We start from the raw sequence: 25,515 nt of genomic DNA, 5'->3' as shown, positions 1-25,515 counted from the left end.
CAGGGTTTCCCAGTATGCCAGATGTCACCATCGCCGAATCCCTCGAACGCGCTCGCCAGCGTTTGACCCACGCCCTGGCGAGCGCGGGGCGTGACGGCGAGGACGCCTGCCTGTTGGCCGTGAGCAAGACACAACCTGCAGCCAGCGTGCGCCAGGCCTTCGCTGCGGGGCAGCGCGCATTCGGCGAGAACTATCTTCAGGAAGCGCTCGACAAACAGGCCTCGCTGGACGATCTCGAGGGTATCGTCTGGCATTTCATCGGCCCTTTGCAATCCAACAAGACCCGCGCGGTGGCCGAACACTTCCAGTGGGTACATACCATCGACCGCGCACGCATCGCCACACGCCTCGACGCGCAGCGCCCAGCAGCGCTGGAGCCGCTGAATGTTTGCCTGCAAGTCAACGTCAGCGGCGAAGCCAGCAAGTCAGGTGTGACGCCCGAGGCCTTGCCGGCACTGGCCGACGCCGTGGTGGCGCTGCCACGCCTGCGGCTGCGCGGCTTGATGACACTGCCCGCACCGAGCGACGACCCGGCGGCCCAACGGCGACCCTTCGCCGAGTTGCGCTCCTTGCTCGAAATGCTCCGCCAGCGACACCCCCAGGCGCCCCTGGATACCTTATCGATGGGCATGAGCGGCGATCTCGAGGCCGCCGTTCTCGAAGGTGCCACCCTGGTCCGTCTGGGCACGGCCATTTTCGGGAACCGCGCGCCGCGCCCCTGATCGCCTTGCCCTTAACCCATTGTTTCGCCGCGACACTTCAGGAGACCTCATGACAAGCCAAGTCACATTCATAGGCGCCGGGAACATGGCCAGCGCCATTTTTGGCGGCATGATCGAAGGCGGCTATCCCGCCGAGGCCATCACCGCCACCGCACGCGGCGCCCAGACACTCGACGCGCTCGCATCGCGCTATGGCGTCCACACCACCTCCGACAACAACGCGGCCGTCGAAAACGCGGATGTCGTGGTTCTGGCTGTCAAACCGCAGGCCATGCGCGAGGTATGTCACGAATTGCGCGATAGCGTACAGCGTCAACGCCCACTGATCGTCTCCGTGGCCGCCGGCTTGAGTGCCGAGACGCTAGATACCTGGCTGGGCGGTAACATGGCCGTGATCCGCTGCATGCCCAACACCCCCAGCCTGGTCGGTCAGGGCGCCTCGGGGCTTTACGCCAACGCCCGCGTCAGCGAGGAGCACAAGCAGTTAGCCACCTCGCTGCTGGAAACCGTAGGGCTCGTGGAATGGGTCGCCGACGAGACGTTGCTCGAGGCGGTCACTGCCGTGTCAGGTAGCGGACCCGCGTATTTCTTTTTGATCATGGAAGCGCTCGAGGACGCCGGCAAGAAGCTCGGCTTGCCCGCCGACAGCGCCCGCCGCCTGGCCCTGCAGACCGCCTACGGCGCGGCCAGCATGGCCCGCGAAAGTGAATTCGAGCCAGCTGAATTGCGCCGCCGCGTGACCTCGCCCAACGGCACCACCGAACGCGCCATCAATAGCTTCGAGGATGACGGCCTGCGTCAGCTATTCGAAAATGCGACGCAAGCCTGCGCGACACGCGCCCGTGAACTGGCCGACGAACTGAGCCGCGACTGACACCCCCCTTTCACCCATTCGACACGGAGGAGCCCCATGGGCAGCCAAATGGGAAGCGCCGGCTTGATGCTGGTCAACACACTAATCAATGTGTATCTGTTCGTCTTGATGCTGCGCTTTCTGCTGCAGTTTTCGCGCGCCGATTATTACAACCCTGTCAGTCAGGCAGTGATCAGGGCCACGCGTCCGGTGGTTGCGCCGTTGCAGCGCATCTTCCGCCCGCGTGGACGTTTCGATCCCGCCTCGCTGGTCGCGGGTTTGTTGATCAAGGGCATCACCATCTTCGTGCTGCTCAAGCTCGCCGGCATCGGCATGCCGCCGATTCAGGGCGTGTTGGTGGCGGCTCTGGCCGGGGTGTTGAGCGCCATCCTCGACATCTATTTCTTTGCCCTGATCATCATGATCATTCTCAGTTGGGTCGCGCCGCAGGCCAGCCATCCCGGCGCCATTCTCGTCCACCAATTGGTCGAACCGATCATGGCCCCGGTACGCAAGGTCATCCCCCCGCTGGGCATGATCGACTTGTCGCCGATCGTGGTGTTCATCGCCATCAGCCTGTTCGATAGTCTTATCGTCGGCGCCTTGGCCCGTGCAGCGGGTTTGCCCGGCATACTGGTAGGATTCTGAACATTCACGACCCTGGCGCCGTTGCGCGCCCCACGCTGGACACGGAAACCGACACACACGATGCCCGATACGCTACCTCCCGACTCGGTCGGTCTGGTCACGCCGCAAACGGCGCACTTCGATACCCCGCTGGCTCTGGCCGGCGGCAAGACACTGTCCGACTACACGCTGGTCTACGAAACGTATGGCACGCTCAACGCCGAACGCAATAACGCGGTGCTGATCTGCCATGCGCTTTCCGGCCATCATCACGCGGCAGGCTTCCACAGCATGGAAGACCGCAAGCCCGGCTGGTGGGACGCCTATATCGGCCCCGGCAAGGCGATCGACACCGATCGCTTCTTCGTCGTTTCGCTCAACAACCTCGGCGGCTGCCACGGCAGTACCGGCCCCGCCTCGACCAACCCCGAGACACAGCGCGCCTGGGGGCCGGCATTCCCGGTCTTGACGGTGGCCGACTGGGTGCACAGCCAGGCCCGCCTGGCCGATCGGCTGGGCATCGAACGCTTTGCCGCCGTGGTCGGCGGCAGCCTTGGCGGCATGCAGGTGCTGCAATGGACGATGGCGTATCCTGAGCGCATCGCCAATGCCGTGGTCATCGCTGCCACGCCGCGTCTCTCGGCGCAGAACATCGCCTTCAACGAGGTCGCCCGCCAGGCGATTCGCTCGGACCCCGACTTTCATGACGGCTGGTATGAGGAGCACGGAACGGTGCCCAAGCGTGGCCTCAAGCTGGCCCGCATGATCGGCCATATCACCTATCTGTCCGAGCATTCGATGGGGGCCAAGTTCGGCCGTGACCTGCGCACCGATCAGCTCAACTTCGGCTATGACGTGGAGTTCCAGGTCGAATCGTATCTGCGTCACCAGGGCGATACGTTTTCCACCAGCTTCGATGCCAATACGTATTTGCTGATGACCAAGGCACTGGATTACTTCGACCCGGCCGCCCTGCACGGCGGCGATCTGGCCACGGCGCTGGCGCCAGCACAATGCCCGTTCCTGGTGGTCAGCTTCACCACCGACTGGCGCTTCGCACCGCCGCGTTCGAGAGAACTGGTCGACGCCCTGATGCGCGCCGACAAGACCGTCAGCTACGCCAGTATCGACTCGCCCCATGGCCACGATGCATTCCTGCTACCGCATCCGCGTTACGAAGCGGTATTCGGCGGCTTCATGCGTCGCGCCGCCCGCGACCTGCAGCTCGAGGAGACGACCTGATGCGCGCCGATCTCAAACTGATCCATGATTGGGTCCCGCAGGGTGCGCGTGTGCTCGACCTGGGTTGCGGCGACGGCAAACTGCTTGCCGCCCTGGCGCGTGACAAGCAGGTCGTCGGCTATGGCCTGGAGATCGACCCCGACGGCATCACCGCTTGCATAGAGCGCGGAGTGAGCGTCATCGAACAGGACATCGACGACGGCCTGAGCAACGTCGAGGATGACGCCTATGACCTGGTCATCATGACCCAGGCGCTTCAGGCCCTGCAGCGCCCGGACCGCACCCTCGATGAAATGCTGCGCGTGGGCCGGGAATGCATCATCGCCTTCCCCAACTTCGCCTACTGGCGCCACCGTCTCTATCTTGGCATTCAGGGCCGCATGCCAGTGTCCAAGTCGCTGCCACATGCCTGGTACGACACGCCCAACATCCACCTATCGACGTTTCGCGACTTCGGTCAGCTGTGCCGCGACAAGGGCCTGACCATCGTCGATCAACGCGTCGGCAACGGCGATCACGAACCACACTGGAGCTCGCGGCTGTGGCCTAACCTGTGCGGTGAAACAGCGATTTTCCGTATAACCCGTGCCTCACGCTGACTCAGGCACTCGGCGGCAGCCGCTCGAGACCCACCGGTAGCCGTCGGGTCAACATCGCCTGACAGGGAACACCGGCAGTGTCCCGGGTGACACTGACACCATACGCCAGCACCTCCACGCCCTGAGCGGCGACGCGACGTAGCGTTTCGGCATAGGCCGGATCGAGGTGCGCAGCAGGTGCGACGGTGTCGATCCCGGTGTGTGCCACGCAAAACAGGAGAACCGCGCGCTCACCCAGCGCGACCCGCGCCGCCAGGCTCTCCAGATGCCGCCGACCACGCTCGCTGACCGAGTCGGGAAAATAGCCATGGCCGTCGTCTTCACGCAGCGTCACCTGCTTGACTTCGAGATGGGTCGTTTGCCGCGCATCGGTAAGGCGAAAATCGAGCCGTGCGCCTTCGACCTTCGCCTCCCGCTTAAGCGCCGTATACCCCGCCAGCTCGGCGATACGCCCAGTGCACAGGGCTTCCTCGACCCACGCATTGGCACGCCCGGTGTGTACCGACGCCAGGGCTGGCGCCGCGCCGGGCATGGGTAGCTCGATCCATTCCCAGGTCCAGGCCAGTTTGCGTGCGGGATTACGACTCGGCGAGAGCCAGACACGACACCCCGGGACGTTGACCGCTCGCATGGAACCGGTATTGGGGCAGTGCGCGACCACCTCCTCGCCCGACGCCAAGCGCACATCGGCCAGAAAGCGCTTGTAACGACGCATCAGAATACCGGACGTCAGTTGCGTGTATTCCATCTTCCCTCTTGGACTGCTAACGCGTCTCACCGTGGGACAAAAAATCACATTCTCGCGCTAGCGGCCGCATGGCCGCGTAATGCGCGTGCTCCAGCGCCTTGATCAAGGTCAGAACATGTCATTTTATCGCCGAGAATGGTTGCAAAGCCTGCACTTTTCCGCTAAATAAGCAAGGCTTCGGGCGGGCGCCCAAGCCCTACCCTGGCCAGGCATCGGCCCAAGTCACTTGCGTAATGAGGCAGTCCCATGCCAGTAGCGGAAATCAAATCGGAAGCGCCGAAAAAATTCACCCCGTACGAACCGGCGCCGGGTGAAGAATACATGAACGAGCAGCAGCTCGCGCACTTCCGCCAAATCCTGCTCATCTGGAAACAGGAGCTCATGGAAGAGGTGGATCGCACGGTGCGCCACCTGCAGGAAGAAGCCAACAACTTCGCCGACCCGGCCGACCGTGCCACCCAGGAAGAAGGCTTCAACCTGGAGTTGCGTACCCGTGACCGCGAGCGCAAGCTCCTCAAAAAGATCAACGAGACCATCGAAAATATCGATGAGGACGACTACGGCTTCTGTGAAGCCTGCGGCGTCGAGATCGGCATCCGCCGCCTCGAGGCTCGCCCCACCGCCACACTCTGCGTCGACTGCAAGACGCTGGCGGAGCTCAAGGAAAAGCAACTCGGCGGCTGAGGCCGTTTCTGAATCTCCTCTCGACGGGCACCTTCGGGTGCCCGTTTGTCATTGCGCGGGTCACGTCACTCATGTCGTATATCGGTCGCTTCGCACCGACACCCTCAGGACCTCTGCATCTGGGATCGCTGCTGGCAGCCTTGGCGAGTTTTCTCGACGCACGCCACGCCAAAGGGCGCTGGCTCGTGCGTATCGAGGATATCGACCCGCCACGCTGCCCCACAGGCACCACCGAGACCATCCTCCGCCAATTGGATGCCTTCGGCCTGACATGGGATGGCCCCGTACGCCATCAGAGCGAGCGTCACGCCGCTTACCAGGCAGCGCTCGAACGCCTTGCTGCGCTAGGGCTTGCCTATCCATGCAGCTGTTCGCGTAAGGAATGGCGCGAATATGCCATCTATCCCGGTTGGTGTCGGCATGGGCCGCTGCATCCCGAGCGCTCCCTGGCCTGGCGGCTGCGCAGCGATCTTGGCCGGCGTCCCGTCGAATGGGAGGACCGACGCCTGGGTCATCAACGCTTCGACCCCGCCGAGCTGGGCGACGTGGTCCTCAAGCGCAAGGACGACCTCTGGGCCTATCAGCTCGCGGTGGTCGTCGATGACGCCGACCAAGGCGTGTCCGATGTGGTGCGCGGCGCCGACCTGCTCGACAACACCCCCTGGCAGCGTCAATTGCAGGACGCGCTGGGGTTCCCGGTGCCGCGCTATTTACACCTTCCCTTGGTACTCGGCGACAACGGCCAGAAGCTCTCCAAGCAGAACCTGGCCCCGGCGCTGCCGACCGATGAAGCCGGCATCCGCCACACGCTGCACCACGCCTTGCAACGACTCGGTCAGCAACCGCCACGCGAAATGGCACACGCCTGCGTCGCCGACCAGCTCGACGCAGCCATCAACGCCTGGCGCCCCGAGCGCCTGCGTGACATGGCAACGAACGAGCACTGAAAGTCCACACCCGCACGTGCACCCGATGCCGTGGCAGCACGCTTGTCATGCCATGGTCGCACGCCCCTTGGCTTGATTCGCCCAGCCGGCAGGCGTCAGGATACAAGCCAACCGAGCGCCGCATGAGCCAACGTTCGGCCACTCCCCATGCATTTACGCGACCATGAGGCCCATGAGCCGAATCCTGATCGTCGAAAACGAAGACACGCCGCGTCAGGCCCTGAAGGACCTGCTCGAACGCCAGGCGTACCGCGTCGCGACCGCCGCATCCCTCGATGCCGCCCAGGCGCTGGCGCCGCAGACCTTCGATCTGGTGGTCTGCGATCTGCGCCTGGTGGGAGAAGACGGCACGCAGATGCTCGCGCTAAGCGCCCCGACGCCGGTATTGGTCATGACCGACCACGCCAGCCTGCGCAAGGCTGTGGTCGCGCTCAAGGAAGGCGCCGTCGACTGTATCGCCAAGCCCGTCGATGACGATGACGTCCTGGCGACCGTGTCACGCGTGCTGTCACGCCCAACGCCCAAGGAAAGCGACACCCCTAGCGGTGTTCCTCGAGGCATGATCGGCGAGTGTGTCGCCATGCAGCGCGTCTACGAGCGCATCCGCAAGACGGCGCCCGCCGACGTCACCGTGCTCGTGCAGGGCGAATCGGGCACCGGCAAGGAGCTGGTCGCGCGCGCCCTGCATCGCCAGAGTCGCCGCACCAAAGCACCACTGATCTGCGTCAACTGTGCCGCGATTCCCGAGACCCTGATCGAATCCGAGCTCTTCGGCCACGAGAAGGGCGCTTTCACAGGCGCCAACAGCGCACGCACCGGCCTGGTCGAAGCCGCCGATGGCGGCACGCTCTTCCTCGACGAGATCGGCGAGCTACCTCTGGACGCTCAAGCTCGCCTGCTGCGAGTGCTTCAGGAAGGCGAGATCCGGCGTATTGGCTCGGTGGAAACGCGCTACGTCGATGTGCGCCTGATCGCGGCAACGCATCGTGACCTGCACTCTCTGTCACGCAGCGGCGGATTCAGGCTCGACCTCTACTATCGCCTCAATGTCATGCAGATCGATCTGCCACCGCTTCGCGACCGTGACGACGATATCCTCTCCATTGCCCAGGTTCTGCTCGAGCGCGCTTGCACCCGCCATGCACGACCGGGATTGCGCTTATCGCGTGCCGCACGCCGCGACATCCTCGGTTACGCCTGGCCAGGCAATGTGCGCGAGCTGGAAAACGCCTTGGAACGCGGCGTCATTCTCGCCGAGGGCCACCTGATCCACCCCGATGACCTCGGCCTGCCGCTGGAACGCCGGCAGGAGCCGCTCCCTGCATCTCCCGAGCCTTCCGAGGCCACCGAGGAAAACGATGCGCTCGACGACGACCTTTCTCTGGAAGACTACTTCCAGCATTTCGTCCTCGAACACCAGGCACAGATGAGCGAGACCGAACTGGCCCAGAAGCTGGGCATCAGTCGCAAATGCCTCTGGGAGCGCCGCCAGCGCCTGGGCATCCCGCGCAAGAAAAATGCCCGCCGCCTGGATTGATGCCGCGATCACGCGTCTTTTTGTTCCCTATCGCGACTATGGTCTAAGCGCATCTCCCGGCCTTTTTAGAGACCCTATACGCGCTCGACACGCGGCCGATGCACCAGTTGTTACCATCCCACACAAGAGATGCCCCGTTATGCGGCAATTTAGGTAACACCACCCTCTTTCGAAACGCCGGGAACTTTCATAAAAAACCACAAAACACTGATTTAAAAGAAAAAAACAAATGGTGGCACGGCCGCTGCAACATATAGATCAAGAAAAACAACAGCCGGACGCCCGTGGCGCACGAACAATGACAATAACGTACGCCCCAGGTGCTCAGCCCGATGTCGGCAACAACAAATACAACAACGTCGGGCTGGAACATCGCAAGCGAATCGCCAACAACAACAAACGAGACGCAATGCGAGTCGACCGCCAACAACAATAAAATGGTCGAGATCCGGACCCGAACCAGGACGCGACGCTTCATGCGAGACCCAACAAGAACAATGCTCTCGCTCGAAGCATCCCGACAACAACAACAAAACGTCGGGAGAAATGATGTCGTCGTGGTTGGATTATTGTTTTGAATACGAGGTGGTCACCACGCGGGAAGAGTCACAACAACAAGAATACTGCTTACCTGCCGAATCTCATTGGTGACTGTGGTGCGTATTCAAGGCGATGCGCCATCACGAAGAAGAAATAGCAGCAAGGACGTTGCACAGCATACTTAGGGGAGGCCCACCGGGTCTCCCCTTTCTAATGTCATGCATTCCCACCTACTTCCTACGGCATCCTGTTCTCGCTTCCCATCACGCCACATCCTTTGCAAGCCAAGGAGTGTCGGCTTACACTAGCCACTTCGCTCTCCGCAAGTCGTTAACGACGCATGTTCAAAGGATTTACCCGCTTTCTCCAACGCCCCGGTGAACGTTTGAAGACCCTGTTTGGCGCCCAACAGCCTTCCGGCCATTCCACGCCCACATTGCGCGTCATCCCGCGTGATCAGCACGACGTATCGCGGCGTCTCTTCAGCGAGAACGCCCTCAAGGTATTGTATCGTCTGCACAATGCTGGGCATGAAGCCTACCTGGTGGGTGGCTGTGTACGTGACTCACTGCTCGGCAAGGTCCCCAAAGACTTCGACATCGCCACCGATGCCACACCGGAAGAAATACGCACGCTATTTCGCAATTCACGCATCATCGGGCGCCGTTTCCGTATCGTCCATGTACGCTTCGGCCGCGAGGTCATTGAAGTCACAACCTTCCGTGGGCGGCCCGGCGACGATCAAGACACCACGCACTCTCAACAATCCGACGACGGCTTGCTGCTGCGTGACAACGTCTGGGGCACCATCGAGGAAGACGCGTTACGTCGCGACTTCACGGTCAATGCGCTGTACTACAACATCGCCGACTTCTCGATTCACGATTGGGCCGACGGCGTAAACGACCTCGAAGAGCGCACCCTGCGTTTGATCGGCGACCCCGAGGTGCGTTATCGCGAGGACCCGGTGCGCATGCTGCGTGCCGTGCGCTTCGCCGCCAAGCTGGACTTCGATATCGAGCCGCGCACCGAGACGCCGATTCTCGAATTGGCGCCTTTGCTGTTGCAGATTCCCCCGGCACGCTTGTTCGAAGAAGTCCTCAAGCTCTTCCTTTCGGGACAAGCACTACGCACCTTCGAGCTACTCCGCGAGTATGGCCTATTCGCCATGCTGTTCCCGGAGGCCGAAGAGGCTATCGCGGAACGCGAGTGGGCAAGGCCTCTGATCGAGCAGGCCTTGATCAATACCGATCGGCGCATCCGGGAAGAACGTCCTGTCACTCCGGCGTTTCTGTACGGTGCCATACTGTGGCCCGGCATGCGTCTACGCGCCGAGCGCCTCGAGAGCGACGGCATGCCGCCGATCCCCGCGCAGCAAACCGCTTCGCAGCAAAGCATCTCGCGGCAACTGCAGCACACCTCGATTCCCAAGCGCTTCAGCATGCCGATGCGGGAAATCTGGGACCTTCAGCAACGCTTGCCCAAGCGTCGCGGCAAACGTGCCTTCCAAACCCTGGAGCATACGCGCTTCCGCGCCGCTTATGACTTCCTCTTGCTGCGGGAAAGTGCCGGTGAAATCGACCCCGGGCTCGGTGCTTGGTGGACGGCCTTCCAGGAAGGCGACGACCACGAGCAGGCACGCCTGATCGCCAAGACCAGTGGCTCCCCGGCTGGCACGTCCGACCGCCCCAAGCGTCGTCGCCGACGGCGGCGCAACCCGTCCTCCGAGCATGGCAATGACGGACGCCAGGAGTGATCTCGTCGCGGCCTATGTTGGTCTGGGCAGCAACCTGGACAGGCCGCGTGAGCATGTATCGCGCGCTCTGAATGAGCTCGATGCCCTGCCGCTGACCCACTTGGCAGGGCATTCCTCGCTGTATGCCTCCGCGCCGGTGGGCCCCCAGGATCAACCCGACTTCATCAATGCCGTTGCCCGCGTATTCACGCGACTCTCACCGCTGGCCTTGCTCGATCAACTGCAGGCACTAGAGCAGCGCCATCGCCGGATACGCCAACGCCATTGGGGGCCGCGCACGCTGGATCTCGATCTCTTGCTCTACGCGAATCTCGAATGGCACACACCGCGCCTGACGCTTCCCCATCCAGCTATGTGCGAGCGGGGCTTCGTACTCGTCCCCCTGGCGGAGCTCGCCCCCGATGTAGCGCTTGCAGGACAGACCAGCGCCACCCTGGCGAAGCACCACGATGGTGCGGACTTGCACCGTCTTCTTCCCTAAAAGTCGAGTTGCACCCAATGTGTTACCGATCCACACTCTCGGCACTCTGAGGTAACACTTGAAGTAACACTTTCCCCAGCCCGTGCGGGCCGCCACAGCATGGAATGTTTCATGAAAACCGTCACCTTGAGCCACCTCAATGCATTCAAGCGTGCCAGCGAACCGTTCAGCTGCCTGACAGCCTACGATGCCTCGTTCGCGCAACATGCAGGCGACGCCGGTATCGATGTGCTGCTGGTGGGCGATTCGCTAGGCATGGTGCTGCAGGGTCATGCCAGCACGCTTCCCGTGACGCTCGACGATATCCTTTATCACACGCGTTGCGTGGCGCGCGGCAAGCAGCGCAGCCTGCTGATGGTCGACCTGCCCTTCATGAGCAACGCCGATACGAGCCGGCTACTACACGACGCCGGCGCCCTGATGCGAGCCGGCGCCGAGCTCGTCAAGATCGAAGGTGCGGGCTGGATGCATGACGATGTGCGCGCCCTCACGCGGCGGGGCGTTCCGGTATGCGCACATCTAGGCCTGACGCCCCAGAGCGTGCATCAGTTCGGCGGCTACAAGGTACAAGGCCGCGAACAGGATGATGCCCAGCGCATCGTCGACGATGCCCGCTTGCTGGTCGATGCCGGTGCCTCGGTGATCCTCCTCGAGTGCGTGCCTGCCGCGCTAGGTCGCGCCGTGCGCGATGCAGTGGATGTCCCGGTGATCGGAATCGGTGCAGGCCCCGACGTGGATGGCCAGATATTGGTGATGCATGACATCCTCGGCGTGACGCATGGGCGGCCGCCACGTTTCGCCAAGAACTTCCTGGCCGGCCATGACAGCATTCAAGCGGCGTTCGCGGCCTACCACGACGCCGTCAAGACACGCCAGTTTCCCGCCGAGGAGCATTGCTTTTGATGTTGACGCTGCACGACATCACCGAATTGCGTGCCCACCTGGACCCCCAACGCCGCGACGGCCAGCGCATTGCCCTGGTGCCGACCATGGGCAATCTGCACGCCGGGCATTTGGCCCTGGTCGACGCCGCGCGCCGTGACGCCGATGTGGTGGTCGCCACCATCTTCGTCAATCCCCTGCAATTCGGGGCCGGCGAGGACTTCGAGCGCTATCCACGAACGCTCGAGGCCGACACCCAAGCACTGGCGAGCCACGGTTGCGATATCGTCTTCGCCCCCAGTGCCGAGGCGCTCTACCCGCACGGCCTCGAGGCGCATACGCACGTCAGCGTGCCCGACGTCTCGGAAGGGCTGTGCGGTGCCAATCGCCCGGGGCACTTCAATGGCGTAGCCACCGTTGTCAGCTTGCTCTTCAACCTGGTGCAGCCGGACGCGGCCTTTTTCGGCCGCAAGGATTACCAGCAATTGACGGTGATCCGTAAATTGGTGGAGGACCTGCATTTCCCGATCGACATCGTCGGCGTACCCACCCAGCGCGCCGAGGACGGCCTGGCGCTCTCCTCTCGCAACGCGTATCTGAGCACCGCGGAGCGCCAGCGTGCCCCCGCGCTGTATCGCACCCTGTGCCAGGTGCGTGACGCACTGCAAGGCGGCGAGCTCCCGGCGCCAGCACTGCGCGAGGGGCTCGCGAGCCTCACTGCAGATGGTTTCAAACCCGATTACCTGGAACTGCGTCGCGCCTGGGACCTGGGCCCCGTCGCGCTGGATACCCGCGAGACGATACTGCTCGTCGCCGCGCACCTGGGTACCACGCGTTTGATCGACAATCTCCCGGTCAGCTTGCCGCGCTGAGTACCGGCACGAGACCACGACGAGGTTCATACGATGCACACCACCTCGGGCCAGTAGCCCTCTCATACCGACGGTCTACACCTATTACCCGATTGTCGCCCGACACGGGACTCGCCTATCCTGAGGATATCGCCCCTCTAGGCTGACAGGAGACTCTCATGGAAGATGTGGTGATCGTAGCGGCGCGGCGCACCGCCATCGGCAGTTTCGGCGGCGCGCTCGCCAGCCTCCCCGCGACCCAGCTCGGCGCCACGGTCATCGCGGACTTGCTCACGCATACCGGAGTGGCGCCCGAACAGGTCGATGAGGTGCTTCTGGGCCAGGTGCTGGCCGCCGGATGCGGCCAGAACCCCGCTCGCCAGGCGGCAATAAACGCCGGGCTGCCCTCCGCCGTACCGGCTATGACCATCAATAAGGTCTGTGGTTCAGGCCTCAAGGCACTGCATCTGGCCACGCAGGCCATCCGCTGTGGCGACGCCGAGCTCATCATTGCCGGTGGCCAGGAGAACATGTCGCTGTCCCCGCACGTGCTGCCGAATTCTCGTACCGGCCAACGCATGGGCGACTGGACGGCGGTGGACACGATGATCCGTGACGGCTTGTGGGACGCCTTCAACGATATTCACATGGGGATTACCGCCGAGAATCTTGCCACCCAATACGCCATCACCCGCGAGGACATGGACGCCTTCGCCGCCGCGTCCCAGCAAAAGGCGGCCGCGGCCATCGAAGAAGGCCGTTTCGCCGGACAAATCGTGCCGGTCGAGGTCCCCCAGCGTAAAGGCGACTCACTCCACGTCACGACCGACGAAGGACCTCGCGCAGGTGTGACCGCCGAACAGCTCGCCGGCATGCGCCCAGCCTTCAAGCGCGATGGCACCGTCACCGCCGGCAATGCCTCCTCACTCAATGATGGCGCCGCCGTGACCATGCTCTGCTCGGCCAAGAAAGCGAAAGCCCTTGGCCTCGAACCCCTCGCGGTGATCAAGGCCTACGCCAACGCCGGGGTCGACCCCGCAATCATGGGCATCGGTCCCGCCCCCGCCACGCGGCGCTGCCTGGAACGCGCAGGCTGGTCACTCGATGAACTGGACTTGATCGAAGCCAACGAGGCTTTCGCCGCCCAGGCACTCGCCGTCAATAAGGAACTCGGATGGGACCCGGCCAAGATCAATGTCAATGGCGGCGCCATCGCGCTGGGGCACCCTATCGGCGCCTCCGGTTGCCGCATCCTGGTGACGCTGCTGCATGAGATGATCGCCCGCGATGCCAAAAAGGGCCTGGCGACCCTTTGCATCGGCGGCGGACAAGGCGTGGCGCTGGCCATCGAACGCCCGTGAGATGCTGACTAAAACACTGTTTTGTAACCCTACGTCAAACCGTTGAACTTTTCGATTATCCTGCCTGCCCAACCGTTTACGACGCCCAAGCGGCGTCGTATTCGTCTTGGTTTCAACAGGAAATGTCATCGGTATGTTGATCTCGGTGCAGGCATTACGTGCGTTTGCGGCATGGGTGGTCGTCTTCCACCACTTCGTGCAGGTCTTTTTCGATTTCGATACTAACAATACCTTCGAGCACCTCCTCGCCACCCGAGGCCAAATGGGTGTGGATATCTTTTTCATCATCAGTGGCTTCGTCATCTATGCCGCCACCGCGCGCCGCGCACCTTCCAGCGGGGAGTTTCTCCTGCAGCGGGCAGCACGCATCGTGCCTGCCTACTGGCTGTATACCGCCATCACGGCAGGCATCATCTATCTCTCGCAGGATGTCATGCCAGACTACGAGCTGGACCTCAAAAGCCTGGTAATGTCGCTTTTCTTTCTGCCCACCGAGAATCCCGCCGGTTATGGATACTATCCAACATTACCCGTGGGATGGACGCTTAACTTCGAAATGCTGTTCTATCTGGTGTTTGCAGGCTCCTTACTGGTCAACCGGCATTTACGCCTGTGGCTACTTGCCTTGGTGCTGATCGCGCTCAGCGCTTGGCTCGCGGAGCGCCCACTCTTGAGCGACTTCTACCATGACCCGATCATCTACAACTTCTTGCTCGGGCTGGGGGTCGGCATCCTGTATCGTCACAACTGGCTGCCCCAGGCACGCTGGCTCCCGGCCAGTATCGCCGTGGGGGCATTCACACTGCTCATGCAGTTCGATGACCCCCAGGGCATGACGCGCTTCCTCGCCTGGGGCTTGCCGAGTGCGGTGTTGCTAAGCGCATTCATCTCCATGGAGCCATTATTCGCCGGAAATCGGGTAATCAAGGCACTGGGGGACTGGTCCTATTCGACTTACCTGCTTCATGTGATCGTGCTGTGGACGGCGCAATACACCTTACGCGAACACGTCGGTCTTCCTCCCTACGCGACGCTGGCCATCTGCTTGCCGCTCATCGCCGTGTTGTCTTGGGCCAGTTTCGAGTTCATCGAAAAACGACTTTCACGCCGCTTGCGCCAGTGGGTGCTCCAGCGCCGTTCGTCTCCTGCCGCAAGCATCTACTCAGTTTGACGCGTCGCTAACGTAAAAAGCCCCGTACACCAAGGTGTACGGGGCTTCATTATCCACTCGATGCGGCGCGTTTACTCAGCCGGCGCTGCCTCGAAAGCCGCTTTTTCTTCCGCGGTGATTTCCTTGATGGAAAGCTTCACGCGGTTGCGGTTATCGATGTCGAGCACCTTGACGATGACTTCCTGATCCTCGCTGAGATAGTCACGCACATCGTTGACGCGCTCGGGGACGATCTGCGAGATATGCACCAGGCCGTCGGTACCCGGCATGAAGGTAACGAAAGCACCGAAGTCGGTGATACGCGCGACCTTACCCTGATAGAGCTTGCCGATCTCAGGCTCGGCGGTAATCGCCAAGACAGTATCGATCGCCGCCTTGGCGGCCGTCTTGTCCTCAGCGTAAATCCGCACGGTACCGTCGTCGTCGAGATCGATCGACGCACCGGTATCGTCGCAGATCTTGCGAATGGTCGCGCCACCCTTGCCGATGACGTCACGAATCTTGTCCGGGGCGATCTGGATGGTGGCCATCGACGGTGCGTTGTCGGACACTTCGTTACGGCTCTGAGCGATGACGGTACTCATCTGCTCGAGAATATGCAGGCGCGCCTCGTGCGCTTGCTGCAGCGCGGTCTCCATGATCTCTTCGTTGATGCCCTCGATCTTGATGTCCATCTGCAGGGCCGTCACACCGGCGGTCGAACCCGCCACCTTGAAGTCCATATCGCCAAGGTGGTCCTCGTCACCGAGGATATCGGTCAACACCGCGTAGCCATCATCATCCTTGACCAAGCCCATGGCGATACCCGCCACCGGGGCCTTGAGCGGGACGCCGGCATCCATTAGCGCCAAGGAGGAACCACATACCGAGGCCATGGAGCTGGAGCCATTTGATTCGGTGATTTCCGACACCACGCGAATGGTGTAGGGGAAATCTTCCTCGCTGGGCAGCATGGCCTGCACACCGCGACGCGCCAGTCGCCCGTGGCCGATCTCACGGCGCTTGGGCCCACCCATGAAGCCGGCTTCCCCCACGCTATAAGGAGGGAAGTTGTAGTGCAGCAGGAAACGGTCCTTGCGCTCGCCTTCCAGCGATTCAATCAACTGAGCGTCCCGCAGCGTTCCCAAGGTCGCGACCACAATCGCCTGGGTCTCGCCTCGCGTGAATACCGCCGAGCCATGCGTCTTGGGCAGATTGCCGACCTCGATCGCCAACGGACGCACGGTCTTGTGATCGCGGCCATCGATGCGCGGCTCGCCCTTGATCACCCGTGAACGCACCACCCGCTTCTCAAGGCTGGCAAAGCCACCTTGAACTTCGTCAGCATCGAACTGGCCTTGCTCTTCACCGGCCAATGCTGCGATCGCCTCATCCTTCAAGGCAGACAACGCATCCTGACGTTCCATCTTGTCGGTAATGCGATAGGCCTCGCCGATCTTGGTCTCGAAGCTGGACGCCAAGGCCTCCTTGAGGGCCATGTTCTCGGCGGCGGGTTGCCACTCCCAGCGCGGCTTGCCGGCTTCAGCGGTCAGTTCATCGATAGCAGAGATCGCAACCTGCATTTCCTGATGGCCGAAGAGCACTGCGCCGAGCATTTCATCCTCGAGCAATTCGTTTGCCTCGGACTCGACCATCAGCACGGCCTTCTCGGTGCCGGCCACGACCATGTTCAACTCGGAGCCGCCAAGCTCCTCCACCGTCGGGTTGAGGAAATAGCCCTTGTCTTCGGTGAAGCCAACACGCGCGGCAGCAATCGGACCATTGAAGGGAACCCCGGAGATGGCCAACGCTGCGGACGTGCCTAGCATCGCCGCAATGTCCGGATCGTGATTACGGTCGGTGGAGAGAACCGTGCATACGACCTGCACCTCGTTCATGAACCCTTTGGGGAACAGCGGGCGGATCGGCCGATCGATCAAACGCGAGGTGAGGGTTTCCTTCTCGGTAGGGCGACCTTCACGCTTGAAGAAGCCACCGGGAATCTTGCCTACGGCGTAGGTCTTTTCCTGATAGTGGACAGAAAGCGGGAAAAAAGGTTGAGCGGGGTTGGCATCTTTCTTGGCCACCACGGTACACAGCACCACGGTGTCGTCCATGGTCACCATCACGGCACCGGTAGCCTGGCGGGCAATGCGGCCCGTTTCCAGGGTCACGGTACTGCGACCGTATTGAAACGTTTTCTTGACCGGGTTCACGGCAATGTCCTTAACTTTTCATCTCATGTATGGGTCGTCTCGACTCGGCGACCATTTTAGGAGCTCACGCGCCACGGGGCCACTCATTACGACACGCGGGGCCGACGTAACAAAAAACGGGCAGCCCCGGAGGACTGCCCGCTTCAAACAACCATGCGTCGGCGCTAGCGTGAAAGACCTTCGCGACCCCAGGTATGCAAGTGAAATACCTCCATGGCATCCACACCTGCTCTGTCGCGAACGAGACTTTCCTTAGCGGCGCAGGCCGAGGCGCTGGATCAACGACTGATAACGTCCAAGATCCTTACGCTTCAGGTAATCCAGCAGCTTGCGACGCTGGTTAACCATGCGAATCAGACCACGACGAGAGTGGTGATCCTGCTTGTTGCTCTTGAAGTGATCCTGCAAGCCATCGATGTTGGCGGATAGCAGGGCCACCTGTACTTCAGGAGAACCGGTATCGCTTTCGCCACGACCGTATTCGTCCACGATGGCGGCTTTCTGTTCAGCGGTCAGTGCCATTTCTATCTCCAGTAAACAATATGCCTGAGCAATGAATGTCGGAGACCACGCATATTTGCAGTCTCCAGGTACTGCCCGCGAAATACGGGCACCATGTAAAAGGCCTGGCCTTCATGCACACCGATGGTATCGGCCCGCCCCGGCGCACATGGCACGCGCCGGGCATCACGCCTCACTCGCGGACGGGCGAGGCGGTATTCCGTAAGCGTCGCGGCGCGACTTCCCCAGGTCTCGTAACGCTCACGAGCCCCAGGAAGGCACCGTCGTGATAAAGGCGCGCTGTCTCATCCGCGACCAGTGTCCCGGTTTCAACCCGTGCCCGCTGCCCATGCAGAAGCCGTCGCGACTCGATCGCCGCCACCTCAAGCGATGGCACATGGGGCAACATCGCATCGATGGGCAACAACCGCGCCTGACGTGAGGCCCCGTCCATTTGCTCGAGCGCCTCGAAGTCATGCATGGCTTCGGCGTCGAACGGGCCGCTACGTAGCCGACGCAGGGACGTAATGTGCGCGCTGCATCCTAGCGCCCGACCGATATCCTCGGCCAGGGTACGAATGTAGGTGCCCTTGCTGCAGCGGACCTCAAGCTCGAAGCCGTCAGCCTCGAACGACAGCAGACGCATATCATAAACCTTCACTCGGCGCACCGCACGCTCGACCTGCTTGCCTTCGCGAGCCAGCTCGTACAGAGGGCGCCCCTGGTGCTTGAGTGCCGAGTACATCGGTGGAATCTGCTCGATGTCGCCACGAAAGCGTTCCAGTACGGCCTCGATATCGTGCTCGACGAGGGCCGGCACCGGATGACGTTCAATCAAAGTACCTTCGGCGTCACCGGTATCGGTGGTCTCACCCAGCCTGACACGCGTGCGGTAAGTCTTGTCGGCATCGAGCAAATAGGCAGAAAACTTGGTCGCCTCGCCAAAGCAGATCGGCAGCAAGCCAGTCGCCATTGGGTCCAGCGTGCCGGTATGGCCAGCCTTTTGCGCCTCATACAGACGGCGCACCTGTTGCAGGGCATGGTTCGACGAGACGCCCTGCGCCTTATCGAGCAGCAGCACGCCATCTACCGGTATGCCACGACGACGTCGCGCCATCAACGTACCTCGTCTTCATCTTCGCTATCGTCGTGACGGCGGCGATCATCTGCCACCGCCTCGTCGATCAAGGATGACAGACGCTGACCGCGCACAACGCTTTCATCGTAATGAAAGCGCAGTTCCGGCACATGCCGAAGCTTGACGCGATTGGCGATCTGACTGCGCAAAAAACCGCGCGCATGACGCAGCACCTTGAGGTTTTCATCGATGCGCGTGGCATCGTTCTCGCCCAACAGTGTGATATAGATGTCAGCGTAGCCCAGATCGCGACTGACCTTCACCGCACTCACAGTGACCATTCCCAGACGTGGATCCTTGATCTCACGCTGGATGAGGACGGCCAACTCCTGCTGCAGTTGATCGGCCACACGATCGGTACGTTTGAATTCGCGCATCATTATCTCCCGCGATTCGCCATTCGGATGGCGGACGACGAGTCGCCCGCCATGCCTTACAGGCTACGCTCGACCTTGACCTGATCGAAGACCTCGATCTTGTCGCCGACCTGAACGTCGTTGTAGTTCTTGACGCCGATACCGCATTCCATACCACTGCGGACCTCGCCAAGGTCATCCTTGTAGCGACGCAGGGATTCCAGCTCGCCTTCGTAGATGACGACGTTCTCGCGCAGTACGCGAATCCGCTTGTGACGATGCACGGTGCCTTCGACGACCATGCAGCCTGCCACGGCGCCGATCTTGGGCGCACGGAACACCTCGCGCACTTCGGCCACGCCGACGATCTCTTCCTTCCACTCCGGCGCCAGCATGCCGCTCATGGCCTGCTTGACTTCGTCGATGAGGTGATAGATCACGCTGTAATAGCGCAGATCCAGACCTTCGCGTTCGACGATTTCACGCGCGGAGACATCGGCACGCACGTTGAAACCGACCAGAATGGCGTCACTGGCCACCGCCAGGTTGGCATCAGTACCGGTAATACCGCCGACACCAGAGGACACGACCGCAACCTTGACCTCGTCGGTGGAGAGCTCTTCCAGAGCACCGCGGATCGCTTCCAAGGAGCCTTGCACATCGACCTTGAGGACGATGTTGACCTTGGCCACTTCGTCCTGACCCATCTGGCTGAACATGTTCTCCAGCTTGGCCTTCTGCTGGCGAGCCAGGCGTACTTCGCGGTATTTGCCCTGACGGAAGTTGGCGACTTCACGTGCCTTCTTCTCATCGGCGACGACGATGAACTCGTCACCGGCTTCAGGCGTACCATCCAGCCCCTGGATCTCGACCGGCATGGCCGGACCGACCTCTTCCACGCGTGTACCGGTTTCGTTGACCAACGCGCGAACACGGCCATAGTGCAAGCCAGCCAAGACGATATCGCCTCGCTTGAGCGTGCCGTTCTGTACCAGCACGGTCGCTACCGGGCCGCGGCCCTTGTCCAACTGAGACTCGACGACGACGCCCTTGGCCGGCGCTTCCGGCACAGCCTTGAGCTCAAGCACTTCGGAAACCAGCAGTACCGCCTCGAGCAACGCATCGATGCCGTCACCTGTCTTGGCGGAGACGTGTACGAACTGCGTATCGCCGCCCCACTCCTCGGAGATCACGCCGTGCTGCGACAGCTCATTGCGGATACGGTCGAAATCCGCACCTTCCTTATCGACCTTGTTGACCGCAACTACCAGCGGCACGCCGGCCGCTTTGGAATGTTCGATCGCCTCTACGGTCTGCGGCATGACCCCATCGTCGGCCGCGACGACCAGGATGACCACGTCAGTCGCCTGGGCACCGCGCGCACGCATGGCGGTGAACGCCGCGTGGCCCGGGGTGTCAAGGAAAGTCACGCCGCCGTGCTGGTCCTCGACGTGATAGGCGCCGATATGCTGGGTGATGCCACCGGCTTCGCCGGTCGCGACCTTCGTACGACGAATGAAGTCGAGTAGCGAGGTCTTGCCGTGATCGACGTGGCCCATCACCGTGACGACCGGCGCACGCATAATTTCGTCGCCTTCGTAGGAGATGGCCTCGAGCACTTCCGTCTCCAGCGCATCGTCCTTGACCAGCTTGGGCTTGTGGCCCATCTCTTCGACGACGATGGCCGCCGTGTCCTGGTCGATGGTCTGGTTGATGGTCACCGCCGCACCCATGGTGAACATCGCCTTGATGACCTCATTGGCCTTGATCGACATCTTGTCGGCCAGCTCGGCAACGCTGATCGACTCAGGAATGCCAACTTCACGGACGATGGGCTGCGTCGGCTTCTGGAAACCATGCTGATTATCGCGACCGCCGCCACGACGACCACCGCGACGCTCGGAGCGCTTGGCCTTCTTGGCATTGCCACGACGCCGCTCACGACGCTCGTCATCATCGTCGCGACCACCTTTGCGGCCACGCTCGGACTCTTTCTTGTGAGGAGTCTGACCACGACGGTTCGGTGTCCGCGGCTCTTTCGGCGGCGCTTCGACGTAGGGCTCGCTCGCGGGCGCCGGTGTGGCGATATCCTCGGGCACGGGAGTTTCCGGTGTGCTCGGCGCTTCGCTTTCAGCCGGCTTGTCGGTCTCGGGTGCCTGAGCGTCTTGGGCCGGCTCTTGTGCCTTCGCCCGAGCAGCCTCTTCCGCAGCGGCTTGTTCCGCCTTGGCGGTTTCGGCAGCTTGAGCAGCCTGAGCCTGCTTGGCATCGGCCATATCACCGACCAACTGACGCGGACCGGCTTCTTCAGCCGGTGCTTCTTCGGTCGGCTCCGGCTCGCGCTTGACGTAAGTACGCTTCTTGCGCACCTGCACATCGATGGCCTTGCCACGGCCATCGCCACTACGGATCCGGCTCTTGGTGTTACGCGTCAACGTCACGCGGTTCTTCGTCGCGCCGCTATCCCCACCATGGCTACGCGTCAGGTGATCGAGAAGACGCTGTTTGTCCTCCTCGGATACCGCATCGCCTTCGGCCTGATGGGGGAGCCCCGCTTCTTTCATCTGCTCCAGCAGACGGGACACGTCGCGTCCCACCTTGCTGGCAAAATCCTTAACGGTCATGTCTGACATTACGACCCTCCTGAGCCCGTGACCAGATTACTGTTCGCTCTCGAACCAAGGCGCACGAGCGGTCATTATCAGCGCCGCAGCGCGCTCTTCGTCCACATCGTCGATGTCCTTGAGATCATCGATGGACTGCTCGGCCAAATCTTCACGAGTGACGATCCCTCGGCTGGCGAGCGTGAATGCCAAGTGACGCTCCATGCCCTCCATTTCAAGGAGGTCGTCATCCGGCTGCGCACCGTCCAGCGCCTCTTCTGAGGCAATGGCCAGCGTCAGCAACTCGTCCTTGGCTCGAGCGCGCAGCGTTTCGATCAGCGCTTCATCCAATTCCTCGATTTCGAGCAATTCCTCAAGCGGCACATAAGCCAGCTCTTCGAGCGAGGTAAAGCCCTCCTCGACCAGCAGACGCGCCAACTCATCGTCGACTTCGAGATGATTGATGAAGTACTCGATCAGGCTGTCGATTTCTTGCTCGCGCTTGCCTTCGGCCTCTTCCTCGGTCATCACGTTGAGCGTCCAGCCCGTCAGCTCGGAAGCCAGGCGAACGTTCTGGCCGCTGCGGCCGATGGCCTGCGCCAGGTTATCCTCGGCGACGGCGACATCCATGGAGTGGGCGTCTTCGTCGACAAGAATGGAACCGACTTCCGCAGGCGCCATGGCGTTAATCACCAATTGCGCCGGGTTGTCGTCCCACGTAATGATGTCCACGCGCTCGTTACCCAGCTCATTGGACACCGCTTGCACACGCGAACCGCGCATGCCGACACACGCACCGACCGGGTCGATACGCTTGTCATTGGTCTTCACCGCGATCTTGGCGCGTGCGCCCGGATCGCGCGCTGCTCCCTTGATCTCGATCAATTGCTCAGCGATTTCAGGTACTTCTATCTTGAAGAGCTCGACGATCATTTCGGGGCGCGTACGCGTCAGAATCAACTGCGAGCCACGCGCCTCGGCATCGACCTTCCATAACAGGGCACGTACCCGCTCGTTCATGCGGTAACGTTCGCCGGGGATCATTTCACTACGCGGGAGGAAAGCCTCGGCGTTCTCCCCCAAGTCGACCACCAACCCTTCACGTGTGGTCTTCTTGACGATACCCGCCACCAGTTCGCCTTCACGCTCGGCGTATTGGCGCACGACCTCAGCCCGTTCGGCTTCGCGCACCTTCTGCACGATGACCTGCTTGGCAGTCTGGGCGGCGATGCGACCGAAAGCCACCGACTCGACCTGCTCCTCGACCACATCGCCGAGGGCCAGCGGTGGATCGCGACGCTCTGCCTCTGAGAGCAGAATCTCGCTGTCCGGGTTCTCGAACGCGTCGTCGTCGACGACGGTCCAGCGACGGAAGGTTTCATAGTCGCCAGTCACGCGGTCGATCTTGACGCGGGCGCTCACTTCCTGGCCGTCGAAACGCTTGCGCGATGCACTCGCCAGCGCCGACTCGACGGCCTCGAAGATCACTTCTCGCGGCACCCCCTTTTCGTTCGAGATCGCATCCACGACTAGCAGAATCTCTTTACTCATGCCTATGCCTCGTAGAAAAGCTGTCCTTAATTATCGAACTGAGGCACCACCCGCGCCTGCTCGATGCTTTCGACCGGAAAGCAATATTCTTGTCCGTCGAGTTGCAGCAGAATCTCGTCGCCCTCGACACCCGCCAGTTGTCCCTGAAACTTGCGACGCCCTTCGAAGGGTACGCTCAACTTCACCTGGACACGGCTACCCTTGAAACGTGCAAACTGATCGAGCGTAAACAGAGGGCGATCCATTCCCGGCGATGAGACCTCCAAGCGATACTCTCCCGCAATGGGATCTTCTACATCCAACACGCCACTGACTTGACGGCTGACTGACGCGCAGTCATCAACGGTCACGCCCTCGGCGCTTTCGATATAGATCACCAGACGGGAATGCTTGCCCTGGGCAAGGTAGTCGACCCCCCAGAGATCGAAGCCCATGGCCGTCACGACCGGCTCGATGAGCGTATTCAGTGCAGCGTGCTTATTTGCCACAGACGGAGGCTCCCACTAGCAGTTGCATCAGGCACCTGACCAGGAGTGAAGAGGAAAGCTAGGTGGCTGATTGGCGTTATCGTCGCAAGTGATAACAAAAAGCCCCTTCATAGGAAGGGGCCTTTCGTAAAAAACTTGGTAGCGGGGGCCGGATTTGAACCGACGACCTTCGGGTTATGAGCCCGACGAGCTACCAGACTGCTCCACCCCGCATCAATGGCTGACGATTATACTGATCACCTCTTGAAAGGTCAAGGTGTCGAACTATCGTCATATCGTGCCAATCTTTAATTGGGTCAACAGCTTACATTGACTCAATATGGTGCCGAAGGCGGGACTTGAACCCGCACGACCATGAGGCCACTACCCCCTCAAGATAGCGTGTCTACCAATTCCACCACTTCGGCAACAGGGGCCAGGCTATCTCGATGCAAAACGTTTGATACCTTTTGTCTGCATCGTCTCGCCTGCTATACCGCTCATCATAATGCCAACTAGCTTGGCTTCGCATATTGCTTGATGAGCTAACTCAATGACGGCATTGCATTTATTCGCCGCCGTCCTCGAGTACTGGCGCTGCATTCTCCTCGCTATCTTCCTCTTCGTCAATAGACGGCGAGGAATTTTGTTGCTCGACGACTTGCGCGTCGGGCACACCTTCCTGTGGCGCGTCTCCCGCCTGTGAAACGAAGTACGCCAGGCCCAGCGAGGTCACGAAGAAAACCGCCGCCAGCACACCCGTCAACTTGGCCAGGAAATTACCGCTGCCCTGCGACCCGAAGACCGTTTGCGAAGCACCGCCCCCAAAGGACGCGCCGGCATCGGCCCCCTTGCCCTGCTGTAGCAACACCAGCACCACCAGGGCAATGGCGATCGCCACATGAACCAACAACACCCCAATATACATCGCGCTACCTTGCTGAATGACAAATGGCTAAAAAATCGTCGACCTTGAGGGAAGCACCACCCACCAGGCCGCCGTCGATATCCGGCTGAGCCAGCAGCTCGGCCGCGTTGGCCGCACTCATGCTGCCGCCGTAAAGCAACCGCATTGCCTGCGCCAGGTCGGGGTCGAAACCGGCCTGGTACTCGCGAATAGCGGCCATGACGTCTTGTGCCTGCTCAGACGTCGCCGTTCGCCCCGTGCCGATGGCCCACACCGGCTCGTAAGCGATCGTCACCCGAGCACGCTGCTCGGGCTCGAGGGGGGCCAACGCATGGCCGACCTGACGCAGCACGACATCAAAGGTATGCCCGGCATCGCGCTCCTCGAGCGTTTCTCCGACGCACAGAATCGGCTGGATGTCGGCATTCAAGGCCGCTAGCAAACGGTCATAGACGTCATCATCGGTTTCCCGATAAAGCGCGCGCCGCTCCGAATGGCCGACGAGCACGTAGTCGACATCAAACTCTTTGAGCATACGCCCACTGACCTCGCCAGTGCGCGCGCCGGCATGCGAGGGATTGAGCGTCTGCGCGCCGAGTTGCACGGGTACGTCGGCCAACGCGCGACGCGCCGCATCGAGATAAGGAAATGGCGGCAGTACGACGACGTCCAGCGAATCGGGAAGCGCGGCATCGGCGAAGGCACGACCGAACTCGTCCACCAGTGCGTGCGAGCCGTTCATCTTCCAATTGCCCGCGATCAGCGGCGTGCGCATAGAATAGTCCTCCGAATGGAGCGC

The 25,515-nt window shown here is 61.5% G+C and carries 25 protein-coding genes and 2 tRNA genes; 14 read left to right on the top strand and 13 right to left on the bottom strand.

The genetic code is table 11. The annotated features are described in order from the left end of the window. The first annotated feature begins 14 nt into the window (after window positions 1–14). The 5 genes from SR908_RS09175 to metW are packed head-to-tail and all read left to right on the top strand — an operon-like array spanning window position 15 to window position 4,043. Window positions 15–722: a YggS family pyridoxal phosphate-dependent enzyme gene (locus tag SR908_RS09175; protein WP_097021299.1), complete on the top strand. Its 708-nt coding sequence runs from the start codon at window positions 15–17 to the stop codon at window positions 720–722. A 49-nt stretch (window positions 723–771) separates the two neighbouring features. Next, window positions 772–1,596, top strand: a complete 825-nt coding sequence (gene proC / locus SR908_RS09170) for a pyrroline-5-carboxylate reductase (RefSeq protein WP_097021300.1) — start codon at window positions 772–774, stop codon at window positions 1,594–1,596. A gap of 36 nt (window positions 1,597–1,632) precedes the next feature. Then, window positions 1,633–2,223 (top strand): YggT family protein, encoded by a 591-nt coding sequence (locus tag SR908_RS09165; protein ID WP_246924029.1) that lies wholly within the window; start codon window positions 1,633–1,635, stop codon window positions 2,221–2,223. A 60-nt stretch (window positions 2,224–2,283) separates the two neighbouring features. After that, entirely contained in the window at window positions 2,284–3,444 is a 1,161-nt protein-coding gene (gene metX / locus SR908_RS09160; protein WP_040239874.1) for a homoserine O-succinyltransferase MetX, read from the top strand. After that, the gene (metW, locus tag SR908_RS09155; protein WP_097021302.1) at window positions 3,444–4,043 is read left to right on the top strand and encodes a methionine biosynthesis protein MetW; all 600 of its coding nucleotides are present in this window, start codon (window positions 3,444–3,446) and stop codon (window positions 4,041–4,043) included. The genes metX and metW overlap by 1 nt, the downstream gene beginning before the upstream one ends. Before the next feature lies 1 nt (window position 4,044). Here metW and sfsA read toward each other — a convergent pair whose 3' ends face one another. Further along, entirely contained in the window at window positions 4,045–4,791 is a 747-nt protein-coding gene (gene sfsA, locus SR908_RS09150; protein WP_097021303.1) for a DNA/RNA nuclease SfsA, read from the bottom strand. A 246-nt stretch (window positions 4,792–5,037) separates the two neighbouring features. On the opposite strand from sfsA, the gene dksA reads away from it, so the two are divergent. The 3 genes from dksA to SR908_RS09135 all read left to right on the top strand — a co-directional run bounded on the left by dksA (window position 5,038) and on the right by SR908_RS09135 (window position 7,959). Further along, complete coding sequence (gene dksA, locus SR908_RS09145; protein ID WP_040239883.1) at window positions 5,038–5,475, top strand: RNA polymerase-binding protein DksA; 438 nt, start codon at window positions 5,038–5,040, stop codon at window positions 5,473–5,475. Between the two features lie 71 nt (window positions 5,476–5,546). Beyond that, on the top strand, window positions 5,547–6,422 hold the full coding sequence (gene gluQRS / locus SR908_RS09140) for a tRNA glutamyl-Q(34) synthetase GluQRS (RefSeq protein WP_097021304.1): 876 nt from the start codon (window positions 5,547–5,549) through the stop codon (window positions 6,420–6,422). 172 nt (window positions 6,423–6,594) lie between these two features. Further along, the gene (locus SR908_RS09135; protein WP_097021305.1) at window positions 6,595–7,959 is read left to right on the top strand and encodes a sigma-54-dependent transcriptional regulator; all 1,365 of its coding nucleotides are present in this window, start codon (window positions 6,595–6,597) and stop codon (window positions 7,957–7,959) included. Between the two features lie 187 nt (window positions 7,960–8,146). On the opposite strand, the gene SR908_RS09130 is transcribed toward SR908_RS09135, so the two are convergent. Beyond that, window positions 8,147–8,437 (bottom strand): hypothetical protein, encoded by a 291-nt coding sequence (locus SR908_RS09130; protein WP_179702974.1) that lies wholly within the window; start codon window positions 8,435–8,437, stop codon window positions 8,147–8,149. 402 nt (window positions 8,438–8,839) lie between these two features. On the opposite strand from SR908_RS09130, the gene pcnB reads away from it, so the two are divergent. The 6 genes from pcnB to SR908_RS09100 all read left to right on the top strand — a co-directional run bounded on the left by pcnB (window position 8,840) and on the right by SR908_RS09100 (window position 15,001). Continuing rightward, the gene (gene pcnB / locus SR908_RS09125; RefSeq protein ID WP_246924032.1) at window positions 8,840–10,255 is read left to right on the top strand and encodes a polynucleotide adenylyltransferase PcnB; all 1,416 of its coding nucleotides are present in this window, start codon (window positions 8,840–8,842) and stop codon (window positions 10,253–10,255) included. Then, complete coding sequence (gene folK / locus SR908_RS09120) at window positions 10,236–10,736, top strand: 2-amino-4-hydroxy-6-hydroxymethyldihydropteridine diphosphokinase (RefSeq protein ID WP_246924035.1); 501 nt, start codon at window positions 10,236–10,238, stop codon at window positions 10,734–10,736. Before pcnB ends, folK begins: the two co-directional genes overlap by 20 nt. A 111-nt stretch (window positions 10,737–10,847) precedes the next feature. Continuing rightward, window positions 10,848–11,639 (top strand): 3-methyl-2-oxobutanoate hydroxymethyltransferase, encoded by a 792-nt coding sequence (gene panB / locus SR908_RS09115; protein ID WP_246924038.1) that lies wholly within the window; start codon window positions 10,848–10,850, stop codon window positions 11,637–11,639. Beyond that, window positions 11,639–12,490, top strand: a complete 852-nt coding sequence (panC, locus tag SR908_RS09110) for a pantoate--beta-alanine ligase (RefSeq protein ID WP_246924040.1) — start codon at window positions 11,639–11,641, stop codon at window positions 12,488–12,490. Before panB ends, panC begins: the two co-directional genes overlap by 1 nt. A gap of 158 nt (window positions 12,491–12,648) precedes the next feature. Further along, window positions 12,649–13,830, top strand: a complete 1,182-nt coding sequence (locus tag SR908_RS09105; protein ID WP_246924043.1) for an acetyl-CoA C-acetyltransferase — start codon at window positions 12,649–12,651, stop codon at window positions 13,828–13,830. A gap of 133 nt (window positions 13,831–13,963) precedes the next feature. Next, entirely contained in the window at window positions 13,964–15,001 is a 1,038-nt protein-coding gene (locus tag SR908_RS09100) for an acyltransferase family protein (protein WP_246924046.1), read from the top strand. A 71-nt stretch (window positions 15,002–15,072) separates the two neighbouring features. On the opposite strand, the gene pnp is transcribed toward SR908_RS09100, so the two are convergent. The 11 genes from pnp to tpiA form a co-directional block, all read right to left on the bottom strand. Further along, window positions 15,073–17,196, bottom strand: a complete 2,124-nt coding sequence (gene pnp / locus SR908_RS09095) for a polyribonucleotide nucleotidyltransferase (RefSeq protein WP_246924048.1) — start codon at window positions 17,194–17,196, stop codon at window positions 15,073–15,075. 252 nt (window positions 17,197–17,448) lie between these two features. Further along, complete coding sequence (gene rpsO, locus SR908_RS09090; RefSeq protein ID WP_040239907.1) at window positions 17,449–17,718, bottom strand: 30S ribosomal protein S15; 270 nt, start codon at window positions 17,716–17,718, stop codon at window positions 17,449–17,451. 172 nt (window positions 17,719–17,890) lie between these two features. After that, window positions 17,891–18,814, bottom strand: coding sequence for a tRNA pseudouridine(55) synthase TruB (gene truB / locus SR908_RS09085; RefSeq protein ID WP_246924051.1), 924 nt, complete (start codon window positions 18,812–18,814; stop codon window positions 17,891–17,893). Beyond that, a complete protein-coding gene (gene rbfA / locus SR908_RS09080) occupies window positions 18,814–19,212 on the bottom strand; it encodes a 30S ribosome-binding factor RbfA (protein WP_097021315.1) in 399 nt (132 codons plus the stop codon). Before rbfA ends, truB begins: the two co-directional genes overlap by 1 nt. Before the next feature lie 56 nt (window positions 19,213–19,268). Further along, complete coding sequence (gene infB, locus SR908_RS09075; protein WP_097021316.1) at window positions 19,269–21,821, bottom strand: translation initiation factor IF-2; 2,553 nt, start codon at window positions 21,819–21,821, stop codon at window positions 19,269–19,271. Window positions 21,822–21,848: 27 nt separating this feature from the next. After that, on the bottom strand, window positions 21,849–23,342 hold the full coding sequence (gene nusA, locus SR908_RS09070; protein WP_246924054.1) for a transcription termination factor NusA: 1,494 nt from the start codon (window positions 23,340–23,342) through the stop codon (window positions 21,849–21,851). 26 nt (window positions 23,343–23,368) lie between these two features. Next, window positions 23,369–23,830 carry a ribosome maturation factor RimP gene (gene rimP / locus SR908_RS09065; RefSeq protein ID WP_246924070.1) on the bottom strand — a complete coding sequence of 154 codons (462 nt, stop codon included), beginning with the start codon at window positions 23,828–23,830 and terminating at the stop codon, window positions 23,369–23,371. Between the two features lie 136 nt (window positions 23,831–23,966). Further along, window positions 23,967–24,043: transfer RNA gene (locus SR908_RS09060), tRNA-Met, on the bottom strand. A 107-nt stretch (window positions 24,044–24,150) separates the two neighbouring features. Further along, window positions 24,151–24,237, bottom strand: a tRNA-Leu gene (locus SR908_RS09055). Window positions 24,238–24,377: 140 nt separating this feature from the next. Then, on the bottom strand, window positions 24,378–24,737 hold the full coding sequence (secG, locus tag SR908_RS09050) for a preprotein translocase subunit SecG (RefSeq protein ID WP_097021319.1): 360 nt from the start codon (window positions 24,735–24,737) through the stop codon (window positions 24,378–24,380). Between the two features lie 4 nt (window positions 24,738–24,741). Then, window positions 24,742–25,491, bottom strand: coding sequence for a triose-phosphate isomerase (gene tpiA, locus SR908_RS09045; RefSeq protein ID WP_246924073.1), 750 nt, complete (start codon window positions 25,489–25,491; stop codon window positions 24,742–24,744). Window positions 25,492–25,515: the final 24 nt, after the last annotated feature.

The sequence above is a fragment of the Chromohalobacter canadensis genome (genome assembly GCF_034479555.1).
Lineage (GTDB): Bacteria > Pseudomonadota > Gammaproteobacteria > Pseudomonadales > Halomonadaceae > Chromohalobacter > Chromohalobacter canadensis.
The sequence above is the reverse complement of the archived record's forward strand: the minus strand, read 5'-3'. Positions and strand labels throughout refer to the sequence as shown.

Excerpts from the sequence above, each read along its gene's own strand:
- rpsO (WP_040239907.1), bottom strand. The coding sequence starts at position 17,718 with ATGGCACTGACCGCTGAACAGAAAGCCGCCATCGTGGACGAATACGGT.
- secG (WP_097021319.1), bottom strand. The coding sequence starts at position 24,737 with ATGTATATTGGGGTGTTGTTGGTTCATGTGGCGATCGCCATTGCCCTG.
- SR908_RS09165 (WP_246924029.1), top strand. The coding sequence starts at position 1,633 with ATGGGCAGCCAAATGGGAAGCGCCGGCTTGATGCTGGTCAACACACTA.
- SR908_RS09130 (WP_179702974.1), bottom strand. The coding sequence starts at position 8,437 with ATGAAGCGTCGCGTCCTGGTTCGGGTCCGGATCTCGACCATTTTATTG.
- dksA (WP_040239883.1), top strand. The coding sequence starts at position 5,038 with ATGCCAGTAGCGGAAATCAAATCGGAAGCGCCGAAAAAATTCACCCCG.
- sfsA (WP_097021303.1), bottom strand. The coding sequence starts at position 4,791 with ATGGAATACACGCAACTGACGTCCGGTATTCTGATGCGTCGTTACAAG.
- proC (WP_097021300.1), top strand. The coding sequence starts at position 772 with ATGACAAGCCAAGTCACATTCATAGGCGCCGGGAACATGGCCAGCGCC.
- infB (WP_097021316.1), bottom strand. The coding sequence starts at position 21,821 with ATGTCAGACATGACCGTTAAGGATTTTGCCAGCAAGGTGGGACGCGAC.
- metW (WP_097021302.1), top strand. The coding sequence starts at position 3,444 with ATGCGCGCCGATCTCAAACTGATCCATGATTGGGTCCCGCAGGGTGCG.
- pcnB (WP_246924032.1), top strand. The coding sequence starts at position 8,840 with ATGTTCAAAGGATTTACCCGCTTTCTCCAACGCCCCGGTGAACGTTTG.
- panB (WP_246924038.1), top strand. The coding sequence starts at position 10,848 with ATGAAAACCGTCACCTTGAGCCACCTCAATGCATTCAAGCGTGCCAGC.
- SR908_RS09100 (WP_246924046.1), top strand. The coding sequence starts at position 13,964 with ATGTTGATCTCGGTGCAGGCATTACGTGCGTTTGCGGCATGGGTGGTC.
- panC (WP_246924040.1), top strand. The coding sequence starts at position 11,639 with ATGTTGACGCTGCACGACATCACCGAATTGCGTGCCCACCTGGACCCC.
- SR908_RS09135 (WP_097021305.1), top strand. The coding sequence starts at position 6,595 with ATGAGCCGAATCCTGATCGTCGAAAACGAAGACACGCCGCGTCAGGCC.
- truB (WP_246924051.1), bottom strand. The coding sequence starts at position 18,814 with ATGGCGCGACGTCGTCGTGGCATACCGGTAGATGGCGTGCTGCTGCTC.
- SR908_RS09105 (WP_246924043.1), top strand. The coding sequence starts at position 12,649 with ATGGAAGATGTGGTGATCGTAGCGGCGCGGCGCACCGCCATCGGCAGT.
- rbfA (WP_097021315.1), bottom strand. The coding sequence starts at position 19,212 with ATGCGCGAATTCAAACGTACCGATCGTGTGGCCGATCAACTGCAGCAG.
- SR908_RS09175 (WP_097021299.1), top strand. The coding sequence starts at position 15 with ATGCCAGATGTCACCATCGCCGAATCCCTCGAACGCGCTCGCCAGCGT.
- gluQRS (WP_097021304.1), top strand. The coding sequence starts at position 5,547 with ATGTCGTATATCGGTCGCTTCGCACCGACACCCTCAGGACCTCTGCAT.
- folK (WP_246924035.1), top strand. The coding sequence starts at position 10,236 with ATGACGGACGCCAGGAGTGATCTCGTCGCGGCCTATGTTGGTCTGGGC.
- nusA (WP_246924054.1), bottom strand. The coding sequence starts at position 23,342 with ATGAGTAAAGAGATTCTGCTAGTCGTGGATGCGATCTCGAACGAAAAG.
- tpiA (WP_246924073.1), bottom strand. The coding sequence starts at position 25,491 with ATGCGCACGCCGCTGATCGCGGGCAATTGGAAGATGAACGGCTCGCAC.
- metX (WP_040239874.1), top strand. The coding sequence starts at position 2,284 with ATGCCCGATACGCTACCTCCCGACTCGGTCGGTCTGGTCACGCCGCAA.